This window comes from Pseudomonas azadiae, assembly GCF_019145355.1.
GTDB lineage: Bacteria > Pseudomonadota > Gammaproteobacteria > Pseudomonadales > Pseudomonadaceae > Aquipseudomonas > Aquipseudomonas azadiae.
Map to the genome: position 1 here is coordinate 671,518 of NZ_JAHSTY010000001.1, position 24,584 is coordinate 696,101.

The window sequence follows — 24,584 nt, forward strand, 5'->3', positions numbered from 1 at the left end:
AAATGATCTTAAACAAAGTCTCGGAGCTTATTGGTAATACACCGATGTTGGGCATTGACGTTCCGGATACCAACGCCCGGCTGTTATTGAAAATTGAAAAGAACAATCCCGGTGGCAGTATCAAGGATCGCATGGCGCGCAACATGGTGCTGGCCGCGCTCAAGTCCGGTCGCCTGAAACCCGGTGGGGTGGTGGTCGAATCGTCGTCCGGCAATACCGGAATTGGCCTGGCCATGACGGCGGTGGAATTCGGTCTGCATTTTATTGCCGTGGTCGATCATCACGCCGCCCAGGACAAGATCGCCGTGATGAAGGCGCTCGGTGCCGACATTCGCTTTGTCAAAGGCAGCTATCGCGAGGATGAAGTCGCAGTGGTCGAGCGCCAACGAATGGCGGCGGAGCTGGCCAGCGAGATTCCCGGCGCCGTGTTCATGAATCAGTCGGATAACGCGGCCAATGCGGGTGGCTACAGTGATTTCGTGCGCGAAACCATCGCCCAGGCTGAAGGCGTCATCGGTGCTTATGTCGGCTGCGTCGGCACGGGCGGTTCGATGACCGGCATCGCCCGCGGCTTGAAACTGCATGATCCCAACATCGTGACCGTCGCGGTAGAACCGGCCGGCTCGATCGTCTTCGGCCATCCCGGCTACCCCTACTACCAATCGGGCACCGGTACGCCGGCCGGCGACACCGTGGGTCTGGTGCTCGATTACAGCTGCATCGATCTGGGTGTGCAGGTCACCGACTCCCAGGCGTTCGAAACCGCCCGCTATATCGCCCGCCATCTGGCGTTACTGGTCGGCGGCTCGACCGGCGGTGCCATTTTCAAGGCATTGGAACTGATCCACAAAGGCGTGCTGACCGGCAACGTGGTCGTGCCGATTGCCGACGGCGGCGAAAAATACCTGCATACGGTGTTCGATGATCAATGGCTGCAGGAACGCGACCTGATCGACCCCAGCATCGCACCACAACTGGAAACCTGGCTGGGCAGGACCCACTGGCAGGAGTCAGTTTCCGCGCCGCTGCAACTGAGCGTCGCATGACCCACCCTTCACACAGGAACGCCTCTCGATGAATCTGTTGAAAGTCGCCATTTGTGGTGGTGGCAGGACCGGCCATCTCAACGCCATCCTGTTCAAACAGCTGCCCAATGTTCAGGTTTCGATGCTCACCCGTAATCCGGAGATCATCGAACAGCACGCCCGCCACACGCCGATGCAGGCTTTGTTGCCCGACGGCTTAACCTTGACTGCTCGACTGGACCGGGTGACCGCCGACGCGCAAGCAGCGATTGAAGATGCCGACATCGTCATCATTACCGTACCCGCCCACGTCCGCCCACAAACCCTGCAGGCCATCGTGCCGCATCTGAGCGCGAACAAACCGGTGTACATCGGCGCTATTCCGGGCTTCTGCGGTTTCGACTGGCTGGCCGAAGCCATCCTGCCCGATCGCCCGAACCTGGTGATCTGGGGCATGAAAGACGTCCCCCATACCGCATTCGAGCTGACGCCGGGACGCTCGATCAAAATGGGCGGAGGCAAGAGCCAGCTGTATGTGGCGACCCATTCCCGCGAGTCGCAGGCGTCCCGTCAGCAATTGCAGGGCATTCTGGCCCGCTTGTACGGCCCGTGCGTGAGCATGCTCGACCACTACCTGGAAATCACCCTGACCCCGGGTAACCCGATCATGCACAGCTCGGTGATCTACGGGCTGATCGGACCTTATGGCCAGTGGCACCGCAAGATTTTCCCGCAACGCATGTGCTGGTGGTCCGAGTGTCCGGAGCTGGGTGCCTACTTCCTCGAACGCATGGATCAGGAAAGCCAGGCGCTGTGCGCGGTGATCAGCCAGCGCCTGGGCATCGACCTGTCCTCGGTCAAATCCTTGAAACAGGAAATCGTCGAGGCCTACGGTGACCAGATCCGCGACCAGAGCAGCATGCTGTCGATTCTGCGCACCAATCAGGCCTACAACAATATTCTCGCACCGATGGTGCCGGCCGCCGACAACCGCGCCGGCTACGTCATCGAGCGCGAGAGCCGCGCCTTCAATGAAGACATCGCCTATGGGCTGGTGCTGCTAGTGGAAATGGCCAAGCGCTTCGACCTTAAGGTGCCCTACATCGAGGAAGTCTTGCAGTGGAGCATTGCCTACATGCAAGGCCTGCGCGACTCGGCGCTCGACTACTTCCCACGCCACTGGCCACGCGCGGCAAACGCCGCGGCTTGATCTCTTCAATTCAATTCCGACGAGCAGACCGCTGATATGGACGACTTCAAGACACTGATTGCCTACTCCCGCAAAAATGCCATGCGACGCTTGATTCGCTGCCTTTTCGCGGAAAATATTCTCGACCGTTCGGCCCTGGTTTTTTCCGCCGAAGGTGACCAGGCCAGCTACCCACTCAAGGGCAGCCGCGCCCACCTGGTTTTTTCCGACATAGCCAAAGGCCCTGCCGACACCGTGGTCCATGACGGTGACGTGGTGCTGGTCACTGACGAAGGCGTACGCCAGGTCATCACCAGCCATCAGGACATGCTCGATGTGCTGCGCGACAGCTTCGACTTCGCCCCCACTGATGAGGGTATGAGCGGGCTCAAGGCCGACATGGAAAACAGCCTGACCAACGACGCACATGCCCGCCAACATCGCCAGCAATGGAACGCCCGGCTGCAAAAAGCCGCCAGGGATCAGGGGCTCGATAGCCTCACCGACTACCTGCGCCAGCATCTCAAGACCAAGGATGCTGCGATCTTGCTCGACCAGTGGGGTTCGCTGGAAGGCCATCCGTATTACCCGACATGGAAGGCGCGCCCTGGCTTGACTGATGAGGAGGTCGAGCAACTCTCGCCGGAGTTCAACGCACAGGTCCCCCTGCGTATCGCGGCGTTGCGAGCCGATCATGCAAAGAGCGAAAGCATGCCGCACGTGAGCGACTACCGCACCTGGTTCGCCGAGAATTTTCCGGCCCAATGGGTGCAATGGAAAGCCTCGCTCAACAGCAAGGGCCTGGATGAAAATCAGTGGCTGCCATTGCCGATCCATAGCTGGCATTTGCAGGCCTATGTGCTGGAAAACTTCGCGGCGGAAATCGAAAACGGCATCCTGATCATCGACGGACCGGATATTCCAACCCTGCCGACCATGTCGTACCGCACGATGATGCCGGCGCTGGACGAATGCGCGCCGTTGATCAAGCTGCCCATTGCCGTGTGGATGACCAGCGAACTGCGCAGCCTGCAAGCCAAGTCGATTCACATGGGACCGCGCATCAGCGCGGTGATCGAAAAAATACTGGAGACCGAAAACGGCTTCGACCAGCGCCTGGAAATCTTCCCGGAAGAAATCGGCGTGCGTTACAGGAACGCGATCACTCAAGACGATCATCCCGGCCGTCATCTGTCAGTGGTCTATCGCGCGAGTCAGCCAGCGTTCGAACGCAGCGACGATTGCCTGCCGATTACCGTGGCGTCATTGTTCACTCGATTACCGGGTAGCGGTCGGCCGCTGTTCACCGAACTGATCGAGCGTGATGGCGTGCGAGCGGATGCCGCACACGTTGAAAACTGGTTCCGCGACTATGCCAGGGTGGTCACCCACCCGGTGGTGGCGATCTATTTGTTGTATGGCGTTGCACTTGAAGCCCACCAGCAAAACACCATGGTGCTGTTTTCCTCCGATGGCAAAGCACGTAGTCTGCTGATCCGCGATTTTGGCGACGGCCGCACGTATGCGCCACTGCTGGAAGGACGCGGCTACAGCCTGGCGCCGCATGTGCAGCCGGGTATTCTACCGACGGTGTTCGCAGGCGACATTGAACCGGTGCGCATGTTCGTGCTTGACGCGGCGTTCCTCACCCACCTGCATGAAATCGCCCTTTGGCTGACCAAGGAGTATGGGTTGAACAACACGCGGCTGTGGCAGATATTGCGCGAGGAAACCGACCTTGCGTTCGAAGCCGTGCGCGACCGCGTCGAACCCGCGCTGTGGGAAACCGAGCACAAGGCGTTCGTGGAAGATCCATGGCCGACCCGGTCGTTGCTGCGCATGCATCTGATGCAGTACTCCAACTATCGTTTGCAACACACCCTGTCCAACCCGCTCGCCAGCGTTTAACCGAGGTCGTCCCATGTCCCATGCAGGTGTCATCCAGGGTTCGAGGGTACGAATCCTGATTTATCTTCTGTTTGCGATCCAGTTGGTGTCCATGGGCGCAATGGAGATGAGCGGGCCGTTCTGGCCTGTCCATCTGCGTGGGCTGACCTCTTCGGAGTCGGTGTTCAGCTTCGCCAGCATCGCCGTGTACGTCGGGCCGATGCTCGGCATTATTCTGACCAGTGCATTCTGGGGCCGTATCGGCGATCGATATGGCCATAAGTTGATGATGATCCGCGCCCTCGCCGGCTTGTCGTTGACCCAGCTTGGGCTGGCCCTTTTCAGCGATATCTGGGTCATTTTGATCCTGCGTTTTCTGCAAGGCGCGTTCGCCGGCTACATCGCCCCGGCGCAGGCTTACGGCGTGAGTATCGAAGCGCCTTCGCGGCGAGCCCGGCTTTTCGCGATCCTGCAAATTTCGACCAACGTCGGCTCCTTGCTGGGCGCAGTCGTGGGCGGGTTGATCCTCGATTACGCGACGTTCTTCTGGATCAACATTATCGCGTCGGCATTGTGTGCGCTGTGCACCGTGATCGCGGCCGTGACCCTGCCGGATGTACCGCCAGTGCAGAAAGCACCGAGGGCGGACAAGGCAACGCCGGCGAGCCGATCAGGCAATATCTGGCAAGGCTCCCCGTTACTGTCGCTGCTCGGCGTGATGGGCATTCTGCTGTTGGCGCGAATGCTGCCGCAGACCTCTTTTTCGTTGTACGTCAGTTCGGTATTTGCCGTCAGCAACTCGGTGGTCGGCCTGTGCTACGGCTTGCTGGCGCTGGGTTTCATTCTTTCGGCCACGGCGTGGTCGCGTTATTTCGAACACCGCACTCAACAGCAAACCCTGCAGCGCATGACCTACGTGGTGATCGGCTGCATCGCCCTCACGGCTGTGGCCGGGGTCACGCGTAATCCTGTGGTGTTTGTCGTTGCCTACTTCATATGGGGCGTGCTGTTGGGGGCTACCACACCGGTGCTGATGGCCCTGATCTCGAAAACCGCCGATAGCTCGCAACAGGGCCATGTACTGGGGATTGCCCAAGGCACCGCGCAATTCGCCTCGATTGCCGGCATCTCGGCCGGCGGTTTGCTTAGCCAGGTCTATGGCTTGCAGTACACCTACCTGTTCGTTTGCCTGGCCTACGTGGTGGCGCTGATACCGATTGCTGCGTTGCACTACTGGCCTGCGGCTATGCAACCGAGTCATGCCCCACCCGGGGATTGAGTAAGGAGCTTGCCTTTGAACATTGAACAACTGCGCGCCGACACGCCCGCTGTCGCGCAACTGATCCACTTCAACAATGCCGGCGCGGCGCTGATGCCCGCACCAGTGATCGCCACCATGACTCGCCACATTCAGCGTGAAGCAACATTTGGCGGATATGAAGCAGCCGGCCAGCAGGCGGTTGAACTGGAAAACGTCTATAGCGCCATCAGTCGCCTGGTCAACGCACGGCCCGATGAGATTGCGGTGATCGAAAACGCCACCCGCGCCTGGGACATGGCCTTTTATTCGTTGCCGTTGAAAACCGGCGACGTGGTGCTGACCTCGACCACCGAATACGCCGGCAACTACATTCCCTATCTGCAACTCAAGCACAAGCGTGGCATCGAGATACGCACCATTCCCAATGATGAACAGGGCCAGGTGTCGCTGTCGGCCTTAAAGGAGATGCTGGACGACGATCGCGTTGCGCTGATCTCCCTGCCGGTGATCGCCACCAATGGCGGACCGGTGCAGCCCATTGAGCAGATCGGCGCCCTTGCCCGCACGGCCGGCGTGCTGTTTCTGCTCGATGCCTGCCAGGGCGTCGGGCAGATGCCCATCGACGTGAAGAAAATCGGTTGTCACATGCTCGCGGCCACCAGCCGTAAATACTTGCGTGGCCCGCGTGGAATGGGATTTTTGTATGTCGAGAGAGCGCTGTGCCAGAACCTGGAGCCGGCCTTTCTCGACCTGCATGCCGCGTCCCTGCTGACGGCCGACGCGTACAGGATCCGCGCTGATGCACGCCGTTTCGAGAACTGGGAATGCAACGTCGCGGCGAAGCTGGGCCTCGGCGCGGCGGTCGAGTATGCCCTTGCGCAAGGCATCGAGCCGATGTGGCAACGCATTCAACAACTGGCCGGGTACCTGCGCGGGCAACTGGCGCAGATTCCGGGCATCACGCCACGTGACCTGGGCCTTCAGCAGTCAGGCATCGTGACCTTTACGCATCGGGACAGCAGCGCCGAGCAGGTTCAACAGTGGCTGGCCGGTCAGGAAAAACGCATCAATGTCAGCACCTCTACAGCCCGCTCAACCCTGCTGGACATGCAGAACCGGAACTTGCTCGAGGTCAGCCGCGCCTCTGTGCATGCTTACAACACCGAGGCGGAAATCGACACGATGATCGCCGCATTACGCGGTTTGCCAAATGCCTGAACAGGACACCAATCTGCGCTTGCGTCGTAGCCGGGTTGTAAACTAGCATTAGGAATACTTCTCAATTGCATGAAAATCTGCAGCCATGAGCGAATCCCTTCCAGCGAATAGCGACAACCACCTGCGCGTGATCGAAGCCCTGTACAGCGGCCATCATGGCTGGCTGTACGCGACGCTACGAAAAAAACTGGGGAACGCCATGGATGCGGCGGATCTGGCGCAGGACACTTTCACGCGCATCCTTGCCTCTCAGGTCACCGTCATTGAGCAACCGCGTGCCTATTTAACCTGTGTGGCCAAGGGCATTCTGGTCAACTGGTACCAGCGCAAGGCACTGGAACGCGCCTATCTGGACGCCCTCGCCCATTTGCCCGAGCCGCAAGTGCCTTCGCCGGAATTGCGTTTCATGGTGCTGGAAACCCTGCACGAAATCGACGCGATGCTCGACGCGCTGCCGCCGCTGGTCAAAAAGGCCTTTCTGCTGTCCCAGATAAGCGGCTTGAAATACGCCGACGTCGCCGAGCAGTTGGGTGTTTCGCTGATCACTGTCAAACGCTACATGAAGCAAGCCTTCGTGCAATGCCTGTTGCTGGTGGAGTGAATGCTCACTCGCGGCCATGAGCCGCACCTCGGTCATCAGGCCCTGGAAGAAGCCGCCGACTGGTTGATCCGCATGACTGAGGGCGAGCTCAATGAGACCGAACGCGGCGAATGGGAATGCTGGAAACTCAGCACGCCCGAGCGTGGTCGTGCATGGGCGCGCGCGCAATTATTGCAGACCAAACTCGGCGGACTGCCACCGTCATTGGCGATGTCGGCACTCGACCGCCCAGGCAGCCCGGAGCGGCGCGCGGCACTGGGTAAACTGGCGATGATGCTGGCGATCCTGCCGGCCGGCTGGGGCAGCTGGAAGCTGGCAGAAACCCAGCAATGGTCGGCCGACTATCGCACCGCAGTGGGCCAGCAACGCGAGCTGACCCTGGCCGACGGTTCAACAATCACCCTGAACACCGACACGTCGATCGACGTGCTGTTCGACACCAACCAACGGCTCATTCACCTGCGCGAAGGCGAAATACTGGTACAGACCGCTGCGGACATCGCCCCTCTGGTTCGGCCTTTTCTGATCAGCACCCGGCAGGGCCGCATGCAAGCGCTGGGCACGCGTTTCAGCGTGCGCGAGCTGCAATCGCGTACTCACCTTGCCGTGCTCGAAGGCGCGGTGAAAGTCGAGCTGGCCGAAAATCGCCAGACCACGCCGCTGATCATCAGTGCCGGTCAGCGCACGGACTTCACTTGCGACACCTTTGGCCAGGTCACCGCCGCCGACCGCTATGTCGGCGCCTGGGCCCAAGGCATGCTGATGGCCGACAACATGCGCCTGGCCGACTTCGTCGCCGAGTTCACGCGCTATCGCCGCGGTTTTGTGCGCTTCGATCCGGCGCTCGCCAATCTGCGTATTTCCGGCGCCTACCCGATCAGAGACAGCCAGCGCACCTTGAACATGCTGGCGCAAACCTACCCGATCCTCGTCAGCGGCCGCCTGAATGGCTACTGGGTCATGCTGTCCCCCGCCTGAGTCAGAAAAAATCGCCGTACAGGTGATACTTTTTTTGCGGTCGACTGGCTATTAGGGAGAAGCACCTTACCGTCCTGTTTATAGGTCCATCCATTCATGCTCGCTGCACGCCGCCTGCGCCCGGATCACCACTTCACATCAGCTATTCGCGGCGCGTTGCTAAGCCTTGTCCTGATCGGTGCCGTCTGCCCGTTCGCCTTGGCCGCCGTGCCAGTGCAATTGGACTCGGTTGCGATCCGGGCCTACAACATTCCCGCCGGGCCGCTGGGTGCGACCCTGTCGAGCTTTGCCGTGGGCGCCGGCATAGCCCTGTCGTTCCAGCCCTCATTGACCGAAGGGTTGAGCAGTCCCGCGCTGACCGGCAATTACACCACACAGGAAGCGGTCAATCGCTTGCTGGCCGGCAGTGGCCTGGACATGGTGTCGCGCAGCGACGGCACCTACACCCTGGTGCAACGCCGAGTGACGCTGGATGAGACTACGGTCATCGGCACCGGCAAGCGCCTCGATACCCTGCAAGAGGTGTATGCCGGTGGCCAAGTCGCCAACGGCGGGCGTCTGGGCATTCTCGGCAATACGGACGTGATGGACGCGCCGTTCAGCGTCAGCACCTACACCTCGGCGCTGATCAGGGATCAACAGGCCGTCACTGTCGGCGATGTACTGGAGCGTGATTCATCCGTACGCTCCACCGGTCAGGCCGGGGGAATCGTCGATTCGTTCTTCATTCGTGGTTTTCCAGTCGGCGAAGGCAACCTCGGTGAGCTGGCCTTCGACGGTGTGTACGGTGTGGCGCCCAACTACCGGGTTTTTACCGAATACGCCGAGCGTATCGAACTGGTCAAAGGCCCCGGCGCCCTGCTCTATGGCATGTCCCCCAACAGCGCGGTCGGCGGCGTGATCAACGTGGTGCCCAAGCGCTCGCTCGACGAAGACCTGACCCGATTCACCGCCAGTTACGCCATGAACACCCAGCTCGGCGGGCACCTTGATATCAGTCGACGTTTCGGCGACGAGCGCCGCTTCGGCGTGCGCATCAACGGCAGGACGCAACAGGGCGATACGGTGATCGACGATCAATCGCGTCACGTCAATATCGGTGCGATCTCGCTCGACTATCAGGGCGACCGCCTGCGCACCAGCCTCGACTGGCTCAACCAGAAAGAAAGTTTCGACGCCGCTTCGCGACCCTTTTTGATCGACTCGGGCGTGGACATTCCGGCCGCCGCCAACGGCCGCACCAACGTCAGCCAGGCGTGGGGCTGGTCGCAAACCCGTGACAAGTCAGCGCTGTTCAGCGGCGAATACGACCTCAACGATGCATTGACGGTTTTCGTTCACGCCGGCGGCGGCAAATCCGATGTCGCGCGGATGTCCGACCAGACGCCAACCCTCATCAACTCGGCCGGCGATACCTCTTCGATTCCCGGCTATTATAAATTCGAAGTCGAGCGCTACACCCTCGACACCGGTGCGCGCCTGAGCTTCGACACCGGGCCGATCAGTCACCGCACCACCGTACAGATCAGTCGTTATCGCGATGTGTTATCGCGCGGGATCATTTCCGGCGCGCCGATCCTGTCGAATATTTATCACCCGATAGACCGGCCGAAACCTGACATCCCCAAGCCAGATACGCCAAAAGTGTCTGAAAGCGAGCTGACCGGCGTGGCGCTGGCAGACACCCTGTCGGTGTTCGATGATCGGGTCCAACTGACCCTCGGCATGCGCAAACAGAAGATCAAATCCGACAATTACAACGCGGCCGGTGCGGTCACCGCGTCCTACGACGACGGTCGGACTACCCCGCTGTTCGGTGCAGTGCTCAAACCCTGGGAGCATGTTTCGTTCTATTACAACTACATCGAAGGCTTGAGCAAGGGCGATATTGCGCCCTCGACCGCTTCCAACGCCGGTGAGATCTTCGCCCCTTACGTTTCCCGTCAGCACGAACTCGGCGTCAAGGCCGACTACGGCACCTTCACCTCCACCCTCAGCCTGTTTCAGATCACCAAGCCCAGCGGCGAACTGGCCTCCGGCGCGTTTTCGGTGCAGGGCGAACAGCGCAACCGTGGCCTGGAGCTGAATGTATTCGGCGAAGTGACCCCCGGCACTCGATTACTCGGTGGCGTGACCCTGCTCAATGCCGAACTGACCCAATCCGGCGTGGCCGCCAACCGTGGCAATAAACCCGTCGGCGTACCCGAAATCCAGGCTAACCTGTGGGCCGAATGGGACGCCACCTGGCTGGAAGGCCTGACGCTGACCGGTGGTGCCATTCACACCGGTAGCCAATATGTGAACCAGGCCAACACGCAAAAACTGGATGACTGGACCCGCTTCGATGTTGGCGCACGTTACAGCACTCGCATCGATGACCGACCGACCACGTTTCGCGCCACCGTGCAGAACGTGTTCGACCACGCGTACTGGTCGGGCGTCGCCTCTTATGGCGCGTTCTCGCAAGGCGCACCGCGCACCTTATTACTGTCGGCGACTGTCGACTTCTGAAACGCTCAGCCGGCGAACGGTGTGAGCCGTTGACCGACCTGACTTTTGCAAAGGCTTTGACCATGGTGATTTTCGATCGACGCAGACGCGCTTTTTCTGCGTTGTTACTGGCAGGACTGCTGAGCCTGTTCGCGCTGGCGCCGCGCAACGCCCACGCCACCGAGACGGATTCGGCCCGCACTGAAGTGACCGATTTGCTGGGGCGCAAAGTGAAGGTGCATCTGCCCGTCAGGCGAGTCATCCTTGGTGAGGGCCGGCAACTGTATCTGGTCGCCGCGCTGGACACCTCAAACCCGATCGAACGCATCGTCGGCTGGCGCAAGGACCTGATCCAATCGGACCCGGATACCTATAACGCCTACCTGCGCAAATTTCCCGACATCGCCAAAATCCCTACCTTCGGCGGCTTTGAAGACGGCACTTTTGATATCGAACAGGCGATCTCGCAGCGCCCGGACGTGATCATCCTCAACATCGAGGCGCAATACGCCACCGAAGATGCGCGTTACATCGAAAAACTCGACGCCCTCGGCATCCCGGTGGTGTACGTCGATTTTCGTAACAACCCGATGAAAAATACCGAGCCGACCATGCGCCTGTTCGGCCAATTGTTTGGCCAGGAGCAACGCGCCGAAGCCTTTATAGATTTCCGCAATCAGCAGATTCATCGCGTCACCGATGTGATCGAAAAACAGCACCCGCCCAGGCCGAACGTGTTCATCGAGCGCATCGGCGGCTATACCGACGATTGCTGCTTGAGTTTCGGCAACGAAAATTTTGGCCTGTTTGTCGATATGGCCGGCGGAAACAACATCGCGCGCCGGATCATTCCAACCACGTTCGGCCAGTTGAACCCCGAGCAAGTCATCGTCGCCAATCCGGAGCACGTCGTGGTCACCACCGCCAACTGGGAAGCCTTTGCTCCCGGTGGGCATTGGGTCGGCGTCGGCCCTGGCGCAGACATGGCCGAGGCCCGAAAAAAACTGGCGTGGTATACGCAGCGACCGGCCTACGCAGGCATCAAGGCTCAGGACAACCAGGCCTTCCGCGCCATCTGGCATCAGTTCTATAACAGCCCCTACCAGTTCGTGGCCATTCAGCAGTTGGCGAAATGGTTTCACCCGGAGCTGTTTACCGATCTGGATCCGGATGCCTCATTTCGCGAATTGCATGAGCGTTTTCTGCCAGTGCCGTATGAGTCGGGCTATTTCGTCAGCCTGCGCAAACCCGAGGTCAAGCCATGAACACCCTGACCGATGCCGTGGTGCTACCGCGCGAAACCTATCGCCGACTGGTGCTGCGTAAACGCCTGATCCTTGCGGGGCTGGTCGTTCTGCTGTTGTGCAGCGTGCTGCTCGACCTGGCTCTGGGACCTGCGCGCTACAGCCTCAGTGAAGTGCTCGGCGCGTTGTTTTCGCCGGACAGTGCGTCGCCACAAGTGCGTGTGGTGATGTGGGATATCCGTTTGCCGGTGGCGTTGATGGCAGTCGCGGTCGGCGCGGCATTGTCGCTGGCCGGCGCGCAGATGCAGACGATCCTCAACAACCCGTTGGCGAGCCCGTTCACGCTCGGGATTTCCGCCGCCGCCAGTTTCGGTGCGGCGCTCGGCCTGGCATTCGGTGTCGCGCTGTTCCCGCTGGCTGCGCAGTTCATGGTGCCGCTCAACGCCTTCATCATGGCCATGCTCTCGGCGCTATTGATTCACTTTCTGAGCATGCGCCGTGGCGTCACCGCCGAAACCATCGTGCTGCTCGGCATCGCGCTGGTGTTTACCTTCAATGCGCTGTTGGCGCTGGTACAGTTCTTCGCCACCGAGCAAGCCGTGGCGGCCGTGGTGTTCTGGACCATGGGCAGCCTGACCAAAGCCACCTGGCCGAAACTCGGAGTGGTCTGCCTGGTGATCCTGATCACCCTACCGGTCTTTGCCAAACGAGCCTGGGCCCTGACCGCCCTGCGTCTGGGCGACGACAAGGCTGCCAGTTTCGGTATCAACGTACGCAGCCTGCGCTTTCAGACACTGATCATGGTCAGCCTGCTGGCCTCGTTTCCGGTGGCATTCGTCGGCACCATTGGCTTTATCGGGCTGGTCGGCCCGCACATTGCCCGCATGTTGATCGGCGAAGACCAGCGCTTCTTCCTGCCAGCCTCGTTGCTCACCGGCTCGCTGATTCTTTCGGCCAGCTCCGTGGTCAGTAAAACACTGATCCCTGGCGCAATCTTCCCCATCGGCGTGGTCACCTCGCTGATCGGTGTGCCGTTCTTCATATCTCTGATTCTCGGCGGGAAGAAAAACTCATGGTGAAGCTACAACTGGACAACCTCGGCGCCCGTTATGGCCAACGCGAGATTATTCGTGGTGTATCGACGACGATGTTTTTCGGCGGTCAGGTGGTCGCCGTGGTCGGCCCCAATGCGGCGGGCAAATCGACTCTGTTCAAACGCATGGCCGGGCTGATCGACGGCCCCGGCCAAGTGATTTTGCAGGACTCCAAAAAAGGCCCGACGGGCATCAGCTACATGCCCCAAGGTCTGAACGCCAACGCGCGATTGACGGTGTACGAGTCGGTGCTGCTGGCGCGCAAGCAACTCACGCCGGGCTGGGTGGTTCACGATGACGAGCTGAAACTGGTTGACGAGATTCTTGAGGCGATGAGCATTACCGATCTGTCATTGCGCAACCTCGGGGAACTCAGCGGCGGTCAGCAACAATTGGTGTCCATCGCGCAAACCCTCGTGCGCGAACCCGAAATCCTGCTGATGGACGAACCCACCAGCGCCTTGGACATGCATCGCCAAGTACAGGTATTGACCTTCATGCGCACGCTGGCACGCCAACGCGAGGTCATCGTGTTTATCGCGATCCATGACCTGAACCAGGCACTGCGCTTTGCCGACCAGGTCCTGGTGATTGCTGACGGTACCACTCAGGGGAGTGGGCTTAGTGGTGAAGTCATTACTGAACAGATGCTGCGTAAGGTCTATAAGGTTCAGGCGCGTATCGAGCAATGCAGCCGTGGGCTGCGGCATATACTTATTGATGATGTGGGGTGATTGGCAGGGAGCTGGCGCGCGGGACTCTTAACGATCAAGCGTTTAGTCAGTAAGCGTGGCCAACACCTTTCCGTCTCTGCGCTGCACGATGGTCTCAGGCGCCAGCGGCTGTGAGCCGTCGACGCCCGGAGGTGGGGTTATCAACCAGGCACCCGGGTAGTCCTCCCGGACATACCGCGGATTGAAGCGGATAGCGCTTGCCGCCGCATAACGGCGCTCTGCGAGTGTCGCAACGTTCGCAAGCACCGCACTTCTGACTTCATAGAGTTTTCGCTCTGCGTCGAGGGCAATAGTGGCATCCGCAAGCTCGAAATGATCGATCCGCACGGGCACGTGTTCCGGCATATCAAGAACCCACCGGTCGGAATCTACAAATCCATCGACATAGACATTGCCGGTCGAAGCCCTGAGCAACGTGCCTCCGGGCAAGGTGATGCCATCGACTACATTGCCATCGGCAAGCTTACAGTTGCTGAATGCCGATACGCCGCCATCAGGCTTGAGTTCAAACTCCACCGGTTGCAGCGCATCACACCGCCAGCCGTTCTGCATCGTCGTGCCGTCGCCGGTTATCCGCATGTTCTCTGGCGTAAAGCCCACAGTTTCGTATTTTTCGTTGGTTTGAATCGCGATGTAGCGGGCTACCTCGACGGCATCGATATCGACCATACGCACAGGGCTCGGAAACACAGCTCGTTTGAAGGATTCCCGTTGATCCGCAACGGCCAATTCGAGTTTCGTGCCTTTGGGCATGTCGATCTGGCCAAGGCGCATCGGCTCTGCCAATTCCGGAAAATAGCTTGCCGCTCTCTCCCGTTCATAGCTACGCATCTGGAGATAAAAATCCGCGAACTGCCACAGGGTAAAAAGTGCACACGCGGTGATGAGCGTGTAGGGCAGTAGGACGGGGCGGCGCCAGCGACCTGTGGCATATCGAACCACCAGCCGTATCGTCCACCCTAACCAGAAAAGCGTCGCGGCGAAGAAAAGGGCAAGGTAAAGCAGTTGTTCGACGGAGGGCAGTGCAACCGGGATCATGCGAGCCAAACTTCCTTAATGGGTGATGGGTTTGAACGCACCTACGAGACAAAAAGGGCGAGCCCTTATACTACGCGCCAATCTCACTCGCATGCTGCGTCGGCAGGCACGTGAGGACGTCTTTCAAATACGCATACCGGCTCAACTGGCCACGGTTCGTGGCTCCATTTTCAACGACAACCTGCGTGTTGGCCCAAGGGATATGAAGGCCATTACCGCGAAGGGCCCGAGGAGAAGAGCGAACTGTTTACCCAAAATATACGTAATGCCCCATACGATGAGCATAATGGAAAAATGTCTATCTGGACCAGCAGACCTGGTTCCTCCCAAGCGAAAACGTCAAAGGCACCCGTGGCAAGAAACAAGACCACCATGCCTTCCTCTCTCCCTTCGCCCTGCGTTTCTTTCAAAACTCAAAACCCTGACGGGAGACTCAGAATGGTGCTTTCCGAACAATCTGGATATTCCAGGTGCTCGACCATGACAACTCGCCCGCCACGACTGTCACTGATTTGAACTCATCTATAGTCCGACGAACAATTGAAGCCCCCTCTCATTGAGGGGAAATCACCTGACTTGAAGAGCAGGAAAGTTGAACCCCTCCTCAACGATGACAAAAATCTCATCAAGCACATCCGAATAGAGCGCAGAGGAGGATCTTTTTTTCCAGAGGTCATGGGCCGCTGTGTGGGCGTAATCCAACGCCCATGCGACGACGCTCGGACGAATGTCATTCTCTGCATCCACCCCCATTCTCCCGGCGATAAGGGCAACAATCGAATCTCGACGATTTACCCCATTTTGCAGAGTTTTTGCACGAATCAGAGGGTGACTTCTCAACAGTTCCTGAAGCGTCATGAAACGATCCGCATCAAAACCATACGATCCCTTCTCACAACTCCTGACGACATCTACAGCGGCATGCCTCAAGGCCGTCACAACCGGTTCGTGGGGAGGACGCTCACCAAGCGCAGCGATGAACTCCTGATGCTCCGCTTCTTGATAATCCAGGACGACATCCTCCTTGCAGGAGAAATATCGGAAAAATGTACGAGCGGAGACATCCACTTTTTCGGTGATGTCCTCCACTCGTGTTTCATCAAATCCCTTCTCAGCGAAAAGCTCATAAGCCGCTGAAATAAGGGCATCGCGCAACATGAGCTTCTTGCGCTCACGTCTGCCTACCTCTTCTTTTTCCGCCACGCGTCTGTTTCCTCGATTAGGTCAACTCACGGTACCCGACCAAACATTATTACCATCAAATGACAATTGCGCAATTTTAATAAAATACATAACAAGAAATATGCCTATTGACTTATTTTGTCACTCGGTGACATTATTCGCCCGCCTTCTCATTTGGTAGAAGTGGACGTAAGACAAATCTGACAATCGTGTCAGCTGCTCTCCGCTTTCTGCCGCTTAAATCATCTAAAGGGAGTTAGATCGCGATGAACAGTGCCGTAGACGAAAAACAATCCGCCTCGCACACAGCTCAGCTGCTTAATCCGTTTGAGCGTGATATCTGGTTTGAATCGCAAAAAGCCCCTCACAGCCACCAGTTCACCGTGGCTTTGTGCGTTTGTCTGCCAGGATTGATCGACGTGGAAAGGTTGAAATTCGTCGCTGAAAACGTTCTGCGATCTGAGCCCGCTTGCTTCAAGACGTACCATGACAACGATGGTCATCCGACGGTACGACAAACATCGTGCAAGATCGTCGCAGAGCTATTTGAGTTCACCGACGAATCCGGCTCGGCGGCTTTTTACGAAGAATGGTCCCGCCACTCATGGAATCTCTCCCACGCTCCGCTGATTGAGGCGGCTATCGGGCAGGTTGGTACCTCGGTGATGCTCATGATCCGAGCCCATCACATCGTGGTCGACAGTTGGGCATTGGACGTACTGTCCAGAAAGATTTTGAACGTTTTCGAAGGAAGGGAAGCACTTCCTCAATCGAGCCTTCACGATTACGTTGAGCACCACGCCGCAAAAACTCCTTCCCTGCACAGTGCAGCGCTTCATCAGGCAATCCTTGAGGTAGCTGGCACAGTCAAGGATGTGAACCCCATACTTTTTTCGAAGTCCGGTCCGAAGCTCTCCTCATCCCAGCGCTATCGTCGTACATTCACGATCTCGGCCGAAGACGTTCAGCACGCCCTGGATATCGGCATGACGCCCTTCATGACCGTTTCCGCCTCATTGGCGGTGTTGCTGTCATGCCAATATGGCAGCGAGCATTTTTTGCTTGGGGTGCCCTTCCTCAATCGGGGCGAAGCTGACATCACCGCCGTCACCCAAAGAGCCAACACGCTTCCCGTCAGCATTCAAGTCAGCCACGCTCACACGCTTCGAGACGTTGCGGTTTCACTCAAGCGACAGGTCAGCTTTATCAAGGAAAGAGAGTCCATTCCCTTTGGGCAACTGGTCTCTGAAATCGCGCGTTCTGGCCACAATCGACAACTGTTCGATGCGACGGTTTCATACCTACGCTACCCGCAGTCAGATGAAGGTGTGCCGTCGTCGACTCACAAAAGCACCGCCCACGTTCACGCACAAGACGCGGTGGCCATTCACTTGCATACCTACGGAAAAAACGCCGACGTATGTGGGGAAATTTGCCTCAACAGCGCGGCGTTCGATTCAGAGTGCCACGCATCAGTGTTTCTCGACGCGTTCCTTCAGTTGATGGATAGCTTCCTGCCCCAACTGGACAAACCATTGGACCAGGTCAGCCTGCTGACTTATGAGCAGGCTGAAACACTCCGGGCCTTCGAGGAAGGACCCACCAAGTCTTACAGTGAAAAAGACACCGTCATATCGCTTTTTCGAGCGCAGGCAGCACGAACCCCCTACAACATAGCGTTGCGTGACCACGACCATAAAACCTTCACCTATGCCGAGTTGGACAATTGGTCCTCGGCGATCGCCACAGAACTGGAAAACCAAGGCGTAGGCCCGGGTGATGTCGTTGCGGTATCAATGGTCAGGTCGCCACAACTCATGGCAGCGATCTTCGCCGTACTGAAAACGGGTGCGGCTTACCTGCCAATCGATAGCGAATATCCCGCAGACCGTATTCAGTACATGCTTGAGGATAGCAACGCGAAACGGGTGATCACCAACCTGCCTCAGGTCATGAGCAGTGATGATCTGCGCAGGTTCGATCTCGACGTACTCCCCTTCGAGCTGGCGCGCGAAGTCAATTATGTCAGCAAGGCTCGCCCTCAGGATCCCGCCTATATCATCTATACGTCGGGCTCGACCGGCAGACCGAAAGGCGTCGTGATTGAACATCACTCGGTTATCAATCGCCTGGAATGGATGCAAGAGATTCATCCGCTCGCCAGTAACGATGTGATCCTGCAAAAGACCCCTATCTCGTTCGATGTTTCAGTGTGGGAGCTTTTTTGGTGGAGTATGATGGGGGCGTCGGTGGCCCTGTTGGAGCAAGGGGCTCAGCGAGATCCTCGCGCGCTGATTAGAGCCATCAGCGATCACAACGTTACGGTGGCCCATTTCGTTCCTTCGATGTTTGAACCCTACATCCAGGCGCTGGCAGACGATCGAGAACAACTGCTCAGCGTACAGAGCCTGCGCTGCCTGTTTACCAGCGGCGAGGCGCTCTCCCCTGCCGTCGTGAATAAATTCCGCAAACTGTTCACTGGCGATACCCAGCCGCCCAGGTTGATCAACTTATATGGTCCGACCGAGGCGACCGTAGATGTCACTTGGTATGAGCTGGACCTGCTGGACCACTCGGACATTGATGAAGTGCCAATTGGTTACCCCATCAACAACACGTCAATACGTATCGTCTCCCAACATGGTGTCAGGCAGCTCGTCAACGTACCTGGAGAACTGCAAATCGGCGGCGTGCAGTTGGCAAGAGGCTACCTGAATCGCCCGGAACTTACGGCAGAACGCTTCATTACCGATCCGGAGGATGGGCGTCGCTGGTACCGAACCGGAGATCTCGCCGCGTGGGCAAACGACGGTTCTATTCTGTATATGGGAAGGATGGACGGCCAGGTAAAGATCCGCGGAAACCGTATTGAATTGGGCGAAATCAAGAACACGCTGCTCAATTTGCCAAACATTTTGAATGCCGAAGTCGTCGTTGAGCAGGACGATAAGCGAGGCAACCATTTGGTGGCACTGTTCGTCAGTCGCATACCACAAACCGAGCGCTCATTGCGTGAGAAAATGGCTAACGCGCTTCCGGCGTTCATGCTTCCTTCCCGGTTCGTAGCCCTTGACCATATCCCACTCACCCCCAATGGAAAGTTCGACCGTGGCCAAGCATTAGCGATGGCCAATACCACTCAAACTACCACACCAAAAGCAGAGTTGAGTGTGACAGAGCGCCTGGTCAGCGATATCTGGGGCGGCATTCTCGGTCAGAGGGACATTATTGCAGAGGACGATTTCTACTCCATCGGGGGCGACTCAATTCTGATGCTGAAGGTACGCTCGGAATTGGAGAAGCACGGATATGACGCCAACTTGTCCGATCTGAGTGACCACACCACGGTTCGAGAACTGGGGCGCTTCCTGGAACTTACCGCAGACAACGTGGCCCTGCCCAAGGCGGCACTGAGTGCATTTGAGCTGGTGACTGACAATGAGCGCAAGCGCCTTGCAGAATTGGCCGTAGACGCCTATCCGATTTCACAACTGCAACTGGGGCTCCTCTTCCATAGCCGAGAGCAAGAACAAAGCCGGGTCTACAAAGACGTTTTCCGTTACACCCTGAAAATGGACTGGTCTGAACAGAAGTTCCGCGAAGCCCTGCAAGGTTTAATCCAGCGCCACCCGGCATTGCGTACAACGTTCAACATCGGCGAATACTCCACCCCGCTTCAGCTTATTCACAAGGACCTGTCGGTAGACGAGGTTCTGGCCGTCAATACGCCGCTGGCAAACGTCTATGAGCAGGAAATAGCCAAGCATATGCAGGCGTGGTCCGCGCACAACTATTCGTTTGCCACAGGGCCACTGTTCAACGTAGCCGTTTTCATTAACGAATCAGGCGCTCCTCTGGACCTGGTGCTCAGCTTCCATCATGCAATCCTTGACGGAGGTAGCGTCGCGAACCTGATTCGCGAACTGCTCCTCTGTTATGCGAGGGGTAATGATGAAGGCCTGGGTTATCCCACCCACGATTTACCGAACCCATCGCTGTTTGTTCAGGACGAACTCGCTGCAATAAATAGTAGCGAGCATCGAGCCTACTGGAAGGGCCATCTGGAAGGCGCTACCAACACCCTGCCGATTGGACTCGCGGCGCACCTTGAGCGCGCGGACAGCGGGATGTTCTCGTACCGATTTTTTGTTGAACCCGCTCTTGATGACGCATTGGTGCAACTGGCAAAACGCTCTCACCTGCCCATCAAGACGTTCTACCTGGCTGCCCATTGTTCGGCGATAGCGTCAATGAGCAATACGAGAGACGTGCTAACCGGTGTTGTGACCCACGCACGCCCAGAGATCCGGCACGCAGAACACCTTCTCGGATTGTTTCTGAACACATTGCCGTTGCGAGTCAACCTGGCCGAAGTCAGCGCTCAACAACTGGTTGAGTCAATCTTCAGACACGAGAAGGCGAGCCACCGTCATCGTCGATTCCCGTTGAGTGAAATTCAGACAGACAATGCAGGCGTATCCATAAGCACAGCATTCAACTACATCCACTTCCATGTACTGGAGGAAGTCGCCGCACAAACCGGCATCGAGATCGCAGCCTTCGATCCGCAGGAAGAGACCAGTTTTGCCCTCCTTGTGAACGTCATGCGCGAGTTCTCGGGAGCCGAGGTCGCCATCCGTGTGGATATGGACGGAGCAATCTATGCACGCGAACAAGGTGAAGTCTTTGCGCGGCTTTTCAATGACGCGCTGAAACGCCTGGCCTTTCAACCCCATGCAGAAGCGCTCTTCAGGTCGCCGATTGCGCAATCCGGTTATCTCGCCTCGGGCCCGGCCAGGGACGCATTCATTCCCGTGCCTGCGCAGATCCTTCAGGCCGTGCGTCATCAGCAACAGGCCGTTGCAGTTACCTATGAAGATGCCCAGTGGACCTACGCACAACTCTGGGACACCGCCGGCAGAATTGCGTCTCTGCTCAGCAGTAAAGGCGTACAGCGCCAGGACGTTGTCGGCCTGGCATTGCCACGCTCGTTCGAACAGATCGCCACAGCCTTGGCAACCCTGCGATCAGGGGCCATCTGCCTACCTATCGACGTGTCTTATCCCGCCGCACGCATTGAACTGATCCTGAAAATCGCAGCGCCAAAAGTAGTCGTCACCCGGTCATGCGTTAACGAACTACCTGACAGTACTGTGCGCCTGGATCTCACCAATGACCTTTTACAAACGGTCGAGGCCAGCTGTTCAGACATCGCGATTGAGTCGACCGACAACGCCTACATTCTGTTCACGTCAGGCTCTACAGGCACACCTAAAGGGGTCGCAATGCCCCATAGAGGACTGGCGAATCTGGTCGGCTGGCAGAACAAATCGGCAAGTGGCGCCGTTGGCTCGACGCTCCAGTACGCGCCGCTCAGTTTTGACGTTTCGTTCCAGGAAATTTTCTCAACGCTAAGCGCGGGTTCGACGCTGCACCTGATCAGCGAAGAGGAACGCCGTGATCCCTCGGCCCTGCTCAGGTTTATGGATCGCAAGTGCGTGGAACGCGTATTCATGCCTTACATCGCCCTGCAGCAACTCGCGGAAGCGGCTGTCGCCCTTGATCTGTTTCCTGGCAGCCTGCGCGTTGTCGGCTCGTCAGGCGAGCAATTGCGGGTCACCCAGGAGATTCGCGCACTGATGAGACATCTGCGCGGGGGGATTCTGGAAAATCAATACGGCCCAACCGAAACCCATGTGGTGACCCGCTACAGCATGAGCGGTAACCCTGATTACTTCCCGGCATTACCTCCTATTGGTAGCGAGATTGACGGAGTTGGCATCCTCATTCTTGACGACGCTGCCAACGTTATTCCCGATGGCGTACCGGGAGAAATCTGCGTTTACGGAGACGCACTGGCGTCTGGTTACTACAAAGCCCCAGAAGAAACAGATAAGAAATTCATCCGTCACGATCATGTACCCGGCAATTTGTTTTATCGAACCGGTGACGTCGGTATCAAATGCGCCGACGGCACCGTTATCAGCCTTGGCCGGAATGACAACCAGGTCAAAGTGCGTGGCTACAGAATTGAACTGTCGGAAATCGAACTCAAAGTCCTGAACTTTTTTGAAACCCGCAACGAACACATTGACGTGGCGGTAATCGCGAAGCCGCGTGATGAGCACGACGCCTACCTGGTCGCTTACTTGACAGGAAGCGGGTCGCAAGACGAGGTGGTGCTGTCCCAGCTCAGGCATTACCTCAGCGAGGAATTGCCGACGTACATGCTGCCAACTCACATGGCCTGGATCGCGCAGATGCCGACCACGCCAAGCGGCAAAAGGGATGACGCTGCGCTGCGCACGCTGAACGTCCAGCTGGGGAACGCTGTGAATTACCGGGAGCCGAGCGGCGAGTACGAAATGAAGCTATGCCAGTTGGCAGCCGAGCTTCTGAAGACTCCGAAAATCTACCCCCAACAGAGCATCTTCGATTGCGGGGCCACGTCGCTGACAGCAATGCGCTTGGTTGTGTTGGTTGAGAAGTTGTACGGAATCAACGTGCCCCTGTCTTCCTTTGTCAGTGCACCGACCATGGAAAAACTCAGCGTGCTGATTCAAAAAGGCGGTGGCGCATTCACGTTCGACCCACTGGTGCCGCTACGCGAAACCGGGCAGCGCACACCGTTGTTTCTTGTCCACCCCATGGGCGGCAATATTCTCTCGTACCTGCGCATGCTTCCGCATTTACCCGCCGAACAGCCACTCTATGCACTGCAGGCCTCGGGGGTCGATGCAGGCTCTGAGCCCATCCCGTCTGTCGAGGCACAAGCAAGTTTGTACATTGAAGCAATGCGTCGAATCCAGCCCGAAGGTCCGTACGTCATCGGTGGCTGGTCCTACGGTGGGTTCATTGCATTTGAGATAGCCCAGCAGTTGATACGGGCAGGCGAGCGCGTCGCAAATGTACTGATTCTGGACACCATGGCACTTAGCTCACAGGCCCAAGGCAAAGCCAGTGATGACGCATTGCTGAGTTGGTTTTTTTGGGAACTGCTCTGGACATCGAGAGGCTCCGAGCTCCCCGTCCAAATTGTGCCTGATCATATCGCCACGCTTCAGGAGCGCTTCGACTTCATCACCGATCACGCAATCTCCATTGGGGCGATTCCGGCCGGTAGTACCAAAGCCGTCATGCAGCGGCTGTTCGAGGTGTATCGCACTAACTGGGAAGCGGCAACGCAATACAACTACGAGGCGAAGTACCCGGAACTGGATATCACCCTGATCCGGGCAATTGAACCGCTCCCCCCTATTCTTCGGGATATGCACGACACCATCCGCAGTGAATACAACGATCCACTCAATGGTTGGGCAGCCAAAACCTCGGGGACGATCAAGCTGATTGAGGTTGACGGTGACCATTTGACCATCATGGAAGAACCTTTTGTCGGTGCGCTCGTCACGGCAATTCTTGAAGAAATCAGATAACTATGGATCAGGGTCAAAACATGAAAACCAAACCTGTTGCGCTCATTATCGGAACCGGAATCGGCGGCTTATCGTGTGCAGCCGCCTTGAAAAAAGTGGGATGGTCAGTGCGTCTTTTCGAGAAGGCTGACAGCATGAGAGCCACCGGTTCAGGTCTCTCGGTGATGTCGAACGCCAGCGCGGCAATGAAAAAGTTGCTCGATATAGATCTTGGGCTGGAGCACTACGGAGCCGAAATTCGCAACTTCGAGATCCGTCATAAATCCGGATTTCTCCTCAAACGTCTTCCGTTCCAGGAAATTGCCGAGGAGCAAGGTTCTCCCAGCGTCTGCATTTCCAGACAGCAACTGCAAACCGCCTTGCTGGACAACCTGGGGGAGGTAGACATCAGACACGCAAAGCGATTTGCAAGCTACGACGAAACGGATGACGCTGTACACGTGACCTTCGAAGACGGGTCCAAGGCCTCAGGCGACATCCTGGTCGGCGCTGATGGCTACTATTCCGCGGTGCGCGATGCGATGGGGATACCCAGCCAGGTACAAGAGGCTGGATACATCTGCTGGCTCGCACTGGTCAAATATGATCATCCGCAAATAACCCCTGGCTATGTCGTGCACTACTGGGGCAAGGGCAAGCGGATTGGCATCATTGATATCGGAGGTGGATGGGTCTACTGGTGGGGAACAGCCAATATGTCGAACCAGGAGGCTGTTGGCTGGTCAGGCACAAGCGCAGACGTTGCCAAGGTCTATGAGGGATGGCCAACCATCGTCTCCGACATTATTCACGCCACGCCCAACGAAGCCATCATCACGGTCGATGCAAAAGACAGGTCCTTTCCAGCGACGTGGTCCAAGGGGCGCGCAACGTTACTCGGCGATGCAGCTCATCCAATGCTCACAAGCCTGGGCCAGGGCGCGGGCTTGTCCATAGAGGACTCAGCCGTGCTTGGGCATGTCCTGTCGACGTCGACAGACCATCAAGCGGCGTTGCGACGATATGAGTCGATCCGCCAACCCCGGGCTAAAGCCATCGTCGACGCATCAAGGGCGCTGAGCGATGTCGAGCAATACGACCAATTCCTTCCTCGACTGAAACGCGACGTTGGCATGCTGCTCGCGCCGGCAAAAACCATGCGAGAACGACTGCAGGCGTCAATGCTGTTCGACGATTTTGCAGTACACGCCCAATAAGTCACCCAACGGAA

15 protein-coding genes and 1 pseudogene are annotated in these 24,584 nt (G+C 57.7%); 14 read left to right on the plus strand and 2 right to left on the minus strand.

Annotated features, from left to right (window positions below; genetic code table 11):
- Window positions 1–2: 2 nt before the first annotated feature.
- The 11 genes from KVG91_RS02965 to KVG91_RS03015 all read left to right on the plus strand — a co-directional run bounded on the left by KVG91_RS02965 (window position 3) and on the right by KVG91_RS03015 (window position 13,721).
- Window positions 3–1,046: a PLP-dependent cysteine synthase family protein gene (locus KVG91_RS02965; RefSeq protein WP_169378270.1), complete on the plus strand. Its 1,044-nt coding sequence runs from the start codon at window positions 3–5 to the stop codon at window positions 1,044–1,046.
- Between the two features lie 28 nt (window positions 1,047–1,074).
- Window positions 1,075–2,235 carry an NAD/NADP-dependent octopine/nopaline dehydrogenase family protein gene (locus tag KVG91_RS02970; protein WP_169378269.1) on the plus strand — a complete coding sequence of 387 codons (1,161 nt, stop codon included), beginning with the start codon at window positions 1,075–1,077 and terminating at the stop codon, window positions 2,233–2,235.
- A gap of 36 nt (window positions 2,236–2,271) precedes the next feature.
- Window positions 2,272–4,122 (plus strand): IucA/IucC family protein, encoded by a 1,851-nt coding sequence (locus KVG91_RS02975; RefSeq protein WP_169378268.1) that lies wholly within the window; start codon window positions 2,272–2,274, stop codon window positions 4,120–4,122.
- A 13-nt stretch (window positions 4,123–4,135) separates the two neighbouring features.
- Window positions 4,136–5,380 (plus strand): MFS transporter, encoded by a 1,245-nt coding sequence (locus KVG91_RS02980; RefSeq protein ID WP_169378267.1) that lies wholly within the window; start codon window positions 4,136–4,138, stop codon window positions 5,378–5,380.
- 15 nt (window positions 5,381–5,395) lie between these two features.
- Window positions 5,396–6,580 (plus strand): aminotransferase class V-fold PLP-dependent enzyme, encoded by a 1,185-nt coding sequence (locus tag KVG91_RS02985; protein ID WP_169378266.1) that lies wholly within the window; start codon window positions 5,396–5,398, stop codon window positions 6,578–6,580.
- An 85-nt stretch (window positions 6,581–6,665) separates the two neighbouring features.
- On the plus strand, window positions 6,666–7,181 hold the full coding sequence (locus tag KVG91_RS02990) for a sigma-70 family RNA polymerase sigma factor (protein ID WP_169378265.1): 516 nt from the start codon (window positions 6,666–6,668) through the stop codon (window positions 7,179–7,181).
- Window positions 7,182–8,159: a FecR domain-containing protein gene (locus tag KVG91_RS02995; protein ID WP_169378264.1), complete on the plus strand. Its 978-nt coding sequence runs from the start codon at window positions 7,182–7,184 to the stop codon at window positions 8,157–8,159. It begins immediately after the preceding gene.
- A gap of 96 nt (window positions 8,160–8,255) precedes the next feature.
- Entirely contained in the window at window positions 8,256–10,670 is a 2,415-nt protein-coding gene (locus tag KVG91_RS03000) for a TonB-dependent receptor (RefSeq protein WP_169378263.1), read from the plus strand.
- A 62-nt stretch (window positions 10,671–10,732) separates the two neighbouring features.
- Window positions 10,733–11,914: an ABC transporter substrate-binding protein gene (locus KVG91_RS03005; protein WP_169378300.1), complete on the plus strand. Its 1,182-nt coding sequence runs from the start codon at window positions 10,733–10,735 to the stop codon at window positions 11,912–11,914.
- Window positions 11,911–12,972 carry a FecCD family ABC transporter permease gene (locus KVG91_RS03010; protein ID WP_169378262.1) on the plus strand — a complete coding sequence of 354 codons (1,062 nt, stop codon included), beginning with the start codon at window positions 11,911–11,913 and terminating at the stop codon, window positions 12,970–12,972. Before KVG91_RS03005 ends, KVG91_RS03010 begins: the two co-directional genes overlap by 4 nt.
- Window positions 12,966–13,721: an ABC transporter ATP-binding protein gene (locus tag KVG91_RS03015; RefSeq protein ID WP_169378261.1), complete on the plus strand. Its 756-nt coding sequence runs from the start codon at window positions 12,966–12,968 to the stop codon at window positions 13,719–13,721. Before KVG91_RS03010 ends, KVG91_RS03015 begins: the two co-directional genes overlap by 7 nt.
- A gap of 42 nt (window positions 13,722–13,763) precedes the next feature.
- Here the strand turns inward: KVG91_RS03015 and KVG91_RS03020 are convergent, their stop codons facing one another.
- Window positions 13,764–14,759, minus strand: a complete 996-nt coding sequence (locus KVG91_RS03020; protein WP_169378260.1) for a hypothetical protein — start codon at window positions 14,757–14,759, stop codon at window positions 13,764–13,766.
- A 287-nt stretch (window positions 14,760–15,046) separates the two neighbouring features.
- Between KVG91_RS03020 and KVG91_RS27490 the strand changes: the two are divergent.
- Window positions 15,047–15,222, plus strand: a pseudogene (locus tag KVG91_RS27490) (site-specific integrase); the annotation flags it as partial.
- A 104-nt stretch (window positions 15,223–15,326) separates the two neighbouring features.
- On the opposite strand, the gene KVG91_RS03025 reads toward KVG91_RS27490, so the two are convergent.
- Window positions 15,327–15,962, minus strand: a complete 636-nt coding sequence (locus tag KVG91_RS03025; RefSeq protein ID WP_169378259.1) for a TetR family transcriptional regulator — start codon at window positions 15,960–15,962, stop codon at window positions 15,327–15,329.
- 245 nt (window positions 15,963–16,207) lie between these two features.
- Between KVG91_RS03025 and KVG91_RS03030 the strand changes: the two genes are divergently transcribed.
- Both KVG91_RS03030 and KVG91_RS03035 read left to right on the plus strand, forming a co-directional pair.
- Window positions 16,208–23,374, plus strand: a complete 7,167-nt coding sequence (locus KVG91_RS03030) for a non-ribosomal peptide synthetase (RefSeq protein ID WP_169378258.1) — start codon at window positions 16,208–16,210, stop codon at window positions 23,372–23,374.
- 20 nt (window positions 23,375–23,394) lie between these two features.
- Window positions 23,395–24,570: an FAD-dependent monooxygenase gene (locus tag KVG91_RS03035; RefSeq protein ID WP_169378257.1), complete on the plus strand. Its 1,176-nt coding sequence runs from the start codon at window positions 23,395–23,397 to the stop codon at window positions 24,568–24,570.
- The last annotated feature ends 14 nt before the right edge of the window (window positions 24,571–24,584 follow it).